This is a genomic window from Sutterella parvirubra YIT 11816 (assembly GCF_000250875.1).
In the GTDB taxonomy this organism is placed as follows: Bacteria; Pseudomonadota; Gammaproteobacteria; order Burkholderiales; family Burkholderiaceae_F; genus Sutterella; species Sutterella parvirubra.
Window position 1 is genome coordinate 6658 of record NZ_JH604983.1, and the last position, 7871, is coordinate 14528.

The window sequence follows — 7871 nt, forward strand, 5'->3', positions numbered from 1 at the left end:
ACCGCTCCCACCGGAGGCTGGAGCCCACCATCATCGGGAAGGCCTTCCGCACGAAGATCAACGCCAACTTCGGCGCGACGCCGGGCGGCGGGAAGTCCTCTTCCATGGAGCTCATCGGCGCCGCGATGCTCGCCGGCGCCGACACCGTGATGGATTTGTCGGTGGGGCCCGGCATCGGGAAGATGCGCCGGGAGGTGCTCCGCTGGGCGTCGGTGCCGGTCGGCACCGTCCCCATCTATGAGGCCCTGGAGCGCGCGGGCGGCGACCCGGAGAAGCTCGACATGGCGCTCTTCGCCCGGGTGATGAGGGAGCAGGCCGCCGACGGCGTCGACTACATGACGATTCACGCGGGGGTGCTTCGCCGCCTCGTCGAAGCGACGAAGCACCGACTCACCGGCATCGTCTCGCGCGGAGGCGGCATCATGGCCGCGCACATGCACCGGCACGGCTGCGAAAACTTCCTCTATGAGAACTTCGACGAGATTCTGGAGATCGCGCGTGAGTACGACGTGACGCTCAGTTTGGGGGACGGGCTCCGCTCGGGGTCCGCCATGGATGCGAACGATGCCGCGCAGTGGGGTGAACTCGAAGTGATCGCCGAGCTCGGCAAACGCGCGCAGGCGAAGGGCGTGCAGGTGATGATCGAAGGCCCCGGGCACATCCCGATGCCCGGCATCGCCGCGAATCAGGAGCTGAACGACCGCCTCACGGGCGGCGCGCCCTTCTACACCCTGGGGCCCTTGGTGACCGACTCGGGTGCCGGGTGGGACCACGTGACCGCCGCGATCGGTGGCGCGATGATCGGGGCCGCGGGCGCGTCGATGCTCTGCTTCGTGACCCCCAAGGAGCATCTGGGCCTCCCCGACGTCAACGACCTCAAGGAAGGCATGGCGGTCTTCCGCATCGCCGCCCACGCCGCGGACATCGCGAAGGGGCGCGACATGGCGATCCTGCGGGACCGGTTGATGTCGGCCGCGCGCTTTGAATTCCGCTGGCGCGACCAGTACGCGCTCTCTTTCGACCCCAAGTACGCCGAGCGGCTTCGCGGTGAGACGCTCTCGGGTCGGGGCGCCGACGAGGCGCACTTCTGCTCGATGTGCGGACCGAAGTTCTGTCCGATGAAGATCGCGCGGGACTGGTTCAAGGACTGAAGGACGGGAATCGGGAGAAATCAGCCGGATCGGGCGTCCGGGGACGAAGACCGGACGGCTCCGGCGCGGTCCGGCCGCTTCCGGCCGCTTCCGGAAACGTCTCGTGAATTCTTCATGACGCCCGCAACGGCGCCGCTGGGCGATAATTCGCCGTGAGGTCGGGCGGCGCCCGGGGCGGGTCGGCACTTTCCCCGCGCCCGGACCGCCCGGACCTCGCGCTTTCGGTACGAAGGCATCCGCGTACCGCTCAACCCGTACCGCTCCACTCGTCCCGCACCGCACTCCTCTGCCAAGACCATGCTTCACGACCGCCGCACTTCGCTCATCCTTCTCGCCGCCACGTCCCTTCTCGGCTCGGCCCTTTTGTCCGGCTGCGGCGCGATGGCGGACACCTGGGAGCGGGGGCTCCCGATGCCCGGCTTCTCGGTCACGGGCGGCACCGCGGGTGAGGACCCGGGGAAGGACTACGTCCCCTCGATGGAGGTCGACCCGGCGAAGTTGGTCGGCGGCTGGGAGGAACCGGTGCCGGGCCAGCCCGGGCGTTTCCAGGGCTACAGGCTCAACAAGGACGGGACGGCGTCCTCCATCAACATGGCGACCCTCGCCGTCAACCGCTGGAGCGTCAAGGGCGACATCCTCACGCTCTACGGCGACAGCATCGGGAACGGCATCACGATCCCCTTCGCGATGGAGTACTTGATCGAAGAGGTGACGCCCAATACGCTCAAGATCCGTCAGGGGAGCCTGGAGCACCACTTCGAGAAGGTGCTGTAAGACTCGGCGCCCTGATCCGTCCGGTCCGCTCCTGAGGTCTTGGAGGCTGAGGAGGTCGACGGACACGGATGAGAAAGCCGCCCAAGGCACCACGCCCGGGCGGCTTTTCGTTGTCGGCTCTCCCAAGGGTGCCGGTCGTCAGTCGTCCAACGCCGCCCGCACGGCCTACTCCGCATGAATGACGGTCGTGTCGTAGACGGGCAGGTCCGTATCGGCCTGGGAGACCAACATCCCGATCTCGGTGCAGCCGAGGATGACGGCTTCGGCGCCCTGCTTCCGGAGGTCTTCGATGACGCGAAGGAACGCCGCCTTCGATTCGGGCTTCACGACGCCGACGCAGAGCTCCTCGAAGATCACGCGGTTCACCATCTCGACGTCCGCCGCAGAGGGAATCATCACTTCAAAGCCTTGAGTCGCGAGCCGGTCCTTGTAGAAGGGCTCGGTCAACGTGTATTTGGTCCCGAGGAGCGCGACGCGCTTGACGCCGTCCCGCCCGAGCGCCCTCCCCGTCGCCTCGGCGATGTGGAGAAGCGGCACCGAGACGACCGCAGCGGTCTCATCCGCCACTTTGTGCATCGTGTTGGTGCAGATCAGGACCATGTCGGCGCCCGCCGCTTCGAGTCCCTTCGCGCAGTCGGCGAGGATCCGGGCGGCCTTCTCCCAGTCGCCCGACGACTGGCACCGCTCGATCTCGTCGAACTCCACGCTCCAGAGGACGATCTTCGCGGAATGGAGGCCGCCCAGGCGCTCCCGCACGGCGCGGTTGATGAGTTGATAGTAGGTGACGGTAGACTCCAAGCTCATCCCGCCGATGAGACCGATCGTTTTCATGGTGTGATCCTCCCTGCCCGTCTGTCTTCGTTCATCGTTTGTCCGCCGCCCGTCCGCGGACGTTCTTCCCAACGATAAGCGCCCGGCAGTGCGGGCGCATCGGGAGGATCCTGAAGGGGATCCGTCAAGGATCAGAACACTGGGAATCAGTCCGAAAACCTCGCGTGGAGCCGGTCCTGGATTTCAAGAAGCAGATGGTCGAGCTTGCGGATCGCCCAGAAGGCGGGGACGGAGAGCAGAATCCCGAGCCCCACGGTGAGGACCGCCTCGTCGATCCCGTGGGCGTGAAGCCCGAAGAAGGTGGGCGCCTCCGGGTGCACCGTGCAGACGGCCATCGAGGAAAAGCTGCGGATGAGGCCGTCGACCGCGCCCCAGAGCCCCAGCATCGGAAGCACCACGACCAGGGCCTTCGCCCAACGGATGCGCTTGCGCGCAATGCCGCCCGCGCGGCGCAGGATCGAGGTGATGCGCACGCTGCGCTCACGAAGGGGCAGCGCGTCGATCGCGTCGGCCGTCCCCATCGAGGTCGCCTCGAAGCGGCGCACGCTCGCCGTCGCCCAGACGATCAGAAACCAAAGTGCGGCGCCGCAGAGGAGAAGCGCCGTGAGAACGTCGCCATCGAGAACAAAGAAGTCCCGCAGCTGCGGGTCCTCCATCACCCATCGGGCGGCCCAAGCGGTTGGGGGCATCATGACGAAGCCTCCCACGGGGTGATGAGGGGAGACATTTGGGGTGCGGGTTCCGCACCCGTCAGGTCGCCCGGACGACGGGGACCGATGGGGGCTCTGATGTGGGTTTCGGGCATGTTCGGTGTCACTCTCTTGTTGCGAACCGTTCTCAATTGGAGAACAGTATAGAGACAGCATACCCAAGCCGCGCGCGTCGGCCCAACGTGCTTTTGACGCGGGTCGGCGTCTACGACATTCACCCTATGTCAGAGATGCCTGCGCCCCATGCGGGTACCCGAGGGACACCCGGACAGAAACGAAATTGTTGCCGGTTGACACGCTAGGCCGTCCTCATGAGAACGCGCCTCCCGAACGGTGGGGGTACCGGACAGCCGCAGGGGGAAGAAACTTTCGTCGTCGGGATCGCAGGAACGGTCAGTTCCCCTCCCCGTCCGGCCTTCTGTGAAACATGATTTGCGCCTCCCTGAAGAAAGGCGCACGGGAAATAGCACGGGGAAGGCGCAGGGGAGCACGGCCGTACGGTACGAAAAGGAAAGGCGCCCGGCGTCTTGATGCCGGTACGCCTTTCCTTGGGCTTGCTTCCGCTTTCTTCCGTTTCGATTCGCCGCGGCGGCGCGGGCGGCGCTCAGCTGCGGGTTTCGGCTTCCGCGACGGCCTGCGCGGGCGTCTTCGTCCCCTCCGCGACGTCCTTCAAACCCATCCCGTAGCGCTGGATCATCGCGATCGGAGCTTGGGTGAGAAGCACGAGCTGGATTTCGCTCGGTTCCGCCGCCCCTTCCGGGACGTCCATGTAGGTGTGGAAGCGCACTTCGCCGTCGGCGTAGTCAAGTTCGAACGCGCCGCGCTTCATGCCGGAGTTCGCGCGCGTCACGAATTCGGCGGCGTCCGCGCGGCGCTCGGCCGGGACTTCGAAGGGCACGACCGCGTAGCAGTGCACGAACTCGTCCTCGACGTCGACGATGACGTTGCAGTATTCGACGCCGCCCTCAAAGCGCGAGCCCGTCATGAAGTAATTGTCGGTTTCGTCGAAATCGTACTGCCACTCGATGTGGTCGAAAAACTTGCGGACGGTTTCGGTGAGCTGCTTTTGGTTCATGGGTTTTCTCTCTTTTGGGTGATGTGGTTACCGGACGGGTGGTGGGGCGCCAGGACTTTCGCTGTCCGGGCACCCCACGGATTGTACCTCAAACGGGCGCCTCCCAGCCGTCGCCGTACTCGATCTTGACGGTGTCCGCGTCCAGGCTCTCGCCGGGCGAGACGGTGACGGGGTGTTGGTCCTCTTCCGTGAAGCCGATGGTCTCACCTTCCTCCAACACGGCGCCGTACTCGAGCACGTAGAGGGCGCCCATGAGGACGAAGTTGAGGAGGGCGTCGGGATCGGCCTTCTCTTCCGGCACGTCGAGCACTTCGATTTCCTTGAAGCCGAAGGCCGAGAGGCCGTCGGTCCCGGCGCAGAAGCCCTCTTCCGACATCCAGAGGTTGATCCAAACGAGGCTCCTGAGCGGCAGCAAGTCCTCGTCCTCCTTCATGGGCTCGGCACCCTCGCGGTAGGCCTGCGGCTCGAAGACCGTGCCGCAGGTGTAGACGCCCAACGCGCCGGGGAGCTTCGCGGCGGTGGCGGTGAGCTTGACGAGGAGCTTCGCGCGCGCCTTCGCGACGGCGAGACCGTAGTCTTCAGCGTCGTCTGCGTCCCCGGTCTCCACGTCGGAGAACGGCCCCATCACGGCGACGACGAGGTTCGCGGCGTGCCGCTTGGTCGTTTCGACCGCCTCGGGCCAAAGGAAGTTGTGTTCGGCGCTCTCCTCGGCTTCGCCGTCGGGGACGGGGAACGGCATCGGCATCACCGAGCAGAGGAAGTCGTCGAACGAGAAGGTGAGCGGTCCGGCCGCTCCATCCTCGCCGTCGGGGTCTTCCACGACACCCGCAAAAAGCGCCTCATCGGCCTCGTCGGGCTCATCGGGCTCGATGTCCCACTCCTCTTGGAACGCCTTGAGGAAGGCGTCGCGGTCGAACCCGGGCTTCTCCGTCAGCACGACCGTGAAGAAGGGTCGGCGGGCCGGCGAAAGCGCCCGGGCGATCTCGTCGTCGGTCGGCTCGTAGTCGTCGGGGACGGCGGCCCCGTCGTGGGTGTGGAATCGGTCTTCGGACATGGGGCATCCCCCTTGGATGGTGTTCGATGGTGGTCAGTCGAGCGCTCCGGCTTCGACCAACATCGCCGTCAGCGCCTCGTGGCCCGTCGCGGCGGCGTAGGTGAGCGCGTCGCGGCCGTCCGTGTCCTTCGCCTTCGGGTCGGCGCCCGCGGCGAGGAGCGCGCGCACCACGTCGACGTGACGTTCGCGCACGGCGAAGAGCAGCGCCGTCATCCCGGTCTTCATCGGGAGGTTCGGATCGGCACCCGCCTTCAGAAGCGCCTCGACCACCACGATGCGGCCCAACCGGGCGGCCTCCGACAGGGGCGTCTCGCCGCTACGGCCGGTACGGTCGGGTTCGGCGCCGACCGTGAGGAGGAACCGGAGCGCGCCGACTTCGCCCTCCCGGGCGGCGATGAGAAGAGGCGTCTCGCCCGCATCGGTGCGGGCGTTGACGTCGGCCCTGGGGGCGGCGAGAAGCGTGCGGAGCGTCTCGACGTCGCCCGAGCGGGCCGCATGGTGGAGCGCGGTCGCGCCGAACCGGTCGGTCTGGAGGCCTCCGGCGCCCGAGCCGCCCTCCGCGGCGAGCTTTTCGCCCACCGCCTTGACGACTTCGGAAAGGTCGGCCGCCGCGGCATAGTCCATGAGCGTGCGGCCGTCGCGGTCGGCAAGACGCAGGTCGGGCGGGACGGGAAGATCCTGACGCGCGAGGATCCTCAGCACCGCGTCGCCCTTTCGTCCGTAGGCGAGCATCATGAGGGGCGTTCGGCCGTCTCGCGTCTGGGCGTTGGGATCCGCCCCTGCGGCGAGGAGTTCGTCGATGACGAGGGGATTCGCCTGCAGCGCCGCGTGGTGAAGCGCGGTGAGCCCTTCGCGGTCCGCCGTGAAGACGCTCGCCCCGGCCTTGAGAAAGAGCCTCACGATGGGAAGCGCCGATCCCTGCGCGGCAAGCATCAGGGGCGTTTCGCCCTCGTCGTTCCTGGCGTCGACCTCGTCCGGGCCCTTCGCCCGGGCGAGAAGCGCCTGCACCACGCCGGCCTGACGGCCCCGTACGGCTTCAAATAGGGTTTTGCCGAGCATCTTGTTCTCCTTCGTGGTCAATGCATGTTGGCGGAATCGCTGAGCCGCAGCCCCGCCGCAGCGGCCGCGCCGCGGGCGGCCGGGACCGTTCGGGCGGGAAGAAGCGCCAATACGAAGCCGTCCGAATCGACGTCGAGCGCGGCGATCCTCAACGGGATCCCGAGGGCTTCGCAGGCCGCGTCGAAGCGCCGCGCATAGACCGGCACCTCATCGTCGTCGGACGGGAGTGGAATCGCTTCGAACCCGCGCTCCCGGAAGAGCGCGGCCGCAGGGAGCGAGGCGACCGCCTCGCAGAAGTCATCCGCTTCGGTCTTCCAGTCGACCTCGACCGCGACGCCCCACCCGATCAGCAGATCCGCGACCATCCGCGGGAACCGGGCGGCGGTTTCAAGGTCTCCGTACGACCTCTCCCGGGTGAAGGGATTCACCCAGTCGCCGGGCGAAAACGCAGCGTCGACGAGACCACGGGCGAGAAGCTCGACCTCGTGGAGAGGCTTCTCTTCAGGCGCGAGAAGCTTCAGGAAGAAGAAGGTCGTGCGGATGCGCTCCGTACGGGCTTCAGGGGTGAGCACGGTGGAGGTTTCGGGGGCCGAAGAAGCGGCGCAAGCTTCGGGAGCGCCGGCCGCATCTCCCTTTTCGGGTTGAAGAACGGCCTCGACCAGAAGTTCGGAGGGGTCTTCGGGACGGGTCGACGGCGCCTGAGGCGCACGCGCACGGATGCGCGCGAAGAAGGATGAGCCGGACCCCGTCCGAGCCGGATGGACTTCCGGGACCGCCGGTTCTTCGTTCGATTCGACGGGTTCCCCGGCTTCTTTCATTGCTTTCGTTGCGTTTGATTGAGGCGCAACGGGCGCACCACCCGTCGCAGGCTCCGGAGCCGCTTGGGGTGCCCTCGCCCGGATCCGCGCGAAGAAGGATGAACCGGACGGAGCTTCGGCGTCCTCTTCGGGCGCTGCGGGTTCGGGTGCAGGCGCGGGTCCGCAATCATCTTGAGGCCCGGCGGGAGCATCGTTGCCGGACGCGGCGGGCTCAGCGGCCCCAGCGTCTTCAGGTTTCGGATGCATCTCCCTCCAAGCGCTCACCGCATCGAGGAGCTTCCCCACGACGCGGGCATGACCCTCGGCGGCCGCGCGGTCGAGCGCGGTGCGGCCTTCGGCGTCCGATGCCGTCGGGTCGGCCCCGGCCTCGAGGAGCCGCTCCGTCATCGCCTCGGCAGA

Annotated in this window: 8 protein-coding genes and 1 pseudogene; 2 read left to right on the top strand and 7 right to left on the bottom strand. The window is 67.2% G+C overall.

Going from position 1 to position 7871, the window contains the following annotated elements; genetic code table 11:
* A partial coding sequence (gene thiC / locus HMPREF9440_RS06310) for a phosphomethylpyrimidine synthase ThiC (protein WP_008542584.1) occupies nucleotides 1–1151 on the top strand: 1151 nt, incomplete at its 5' end.
* Between the two features lie 297 nt (nucleotides 1152–1448).
* Entirely contained in the window at nucleotides 1449–1925 is a 477-nt protein-coding gene (locus HMPREF9440_RS10660) for a lipocalin-like domain-containing protein (protein WP_008542585.1), read from the top strand.
* Nucleotides 1926–2090: 165 nt separating this feature from the next.
* Here the strand turns inward: HMPREF9440_RS10660 and HMPREF9440_RS06320 are convergent, their stop codons facing one another.
* From HMPREF9440_RS06320 to HMPREF9440_RS12420, 7 genes and pseudogenes are all read right to left on the bottom strand, one after another.
* A complete protein-coding gene (locus HMPREF9440_RS06320; RefSeq protein ID WP_008542586.1) occupies nucleotides 2091–2756 on the bottom strand; it encodes an aspartate/glutamate racemase family protein in 666 nt (221 codons plus the stop codon).
* Nucleotides 2757–2902: 146 nt separating this feature from the next.
* Nucleotides 2903–3448 carry a MotA/TolQ/ExbB proton channel family protein gene (locus HMPREF9440_RS06325; RefSeq protein WP_148516471.1) on the bottom strand — a complete coding sequence of 182 codons (546 nt, stop codon included), beginning with the start codon at nucleotides 3446–3448 and terminating at the stop codon, nucleotides 2903–2905.
* A 622-nt stretch (nucleotides 3449–4070) separates the two neighbouring features.
* Entirely contained in the window at nucleotides 4071–4541 is a 471-nt protein-coding gene (locus HMPREF9440_RS10665) for a YbjN domain-containing protein (protein WP_008542589.1), read from the bottom strand.
* 88 nt (nucleotides 4542–4629) lie between these two features.
* On the bottom strand, nucleotides 4630–5595 hold the full coding sequence (locus HMPREF9440_RS06335) for a DUF4261 domain-containing protein (RefSeq protein ID WP_008542591.1): 966 nt from the start codon (nucleotides 5593–5595) through the stop codon (nucleotides 4630–4632).
* Between the two features lie 33 nt (nucleotides 5596–5628).
* Nucleotides 5629–6654, bottom strand: coding sequence for an ankyrin repeat domain-containing protein (locus HMPREF9440_RS06340; protein WP_040764300.1), 1026 nt, complete (start codon nucleotides 6652–6654; stop codon nucleotides 5629–5631).
* Between the two features lie 17 nt (nucleotides 6655–6671).
* Nucleotides 6672–7472, bottom strand: a complete 801-nt coding sequence (locus HMPREF9440_RS11470; RefSeq protein ID WP_172634294.1) for a DUF6630 family protein — start codon at nucleotides 7470–7472, stop codon at nucleotides 6672–6674.
* Nucleotides 7473–7766: 294 nt separating this feature from the next.
* A pseudogene (locus HMPREF9440_RS12420) lies at nucleotides 7767–7859 on the bottom strand (ankyrin repeat domain-containing protein); the annotation flags it as partial.
* Nucleotides 7860–7871 lie beyond the last annotated feature (12 nt).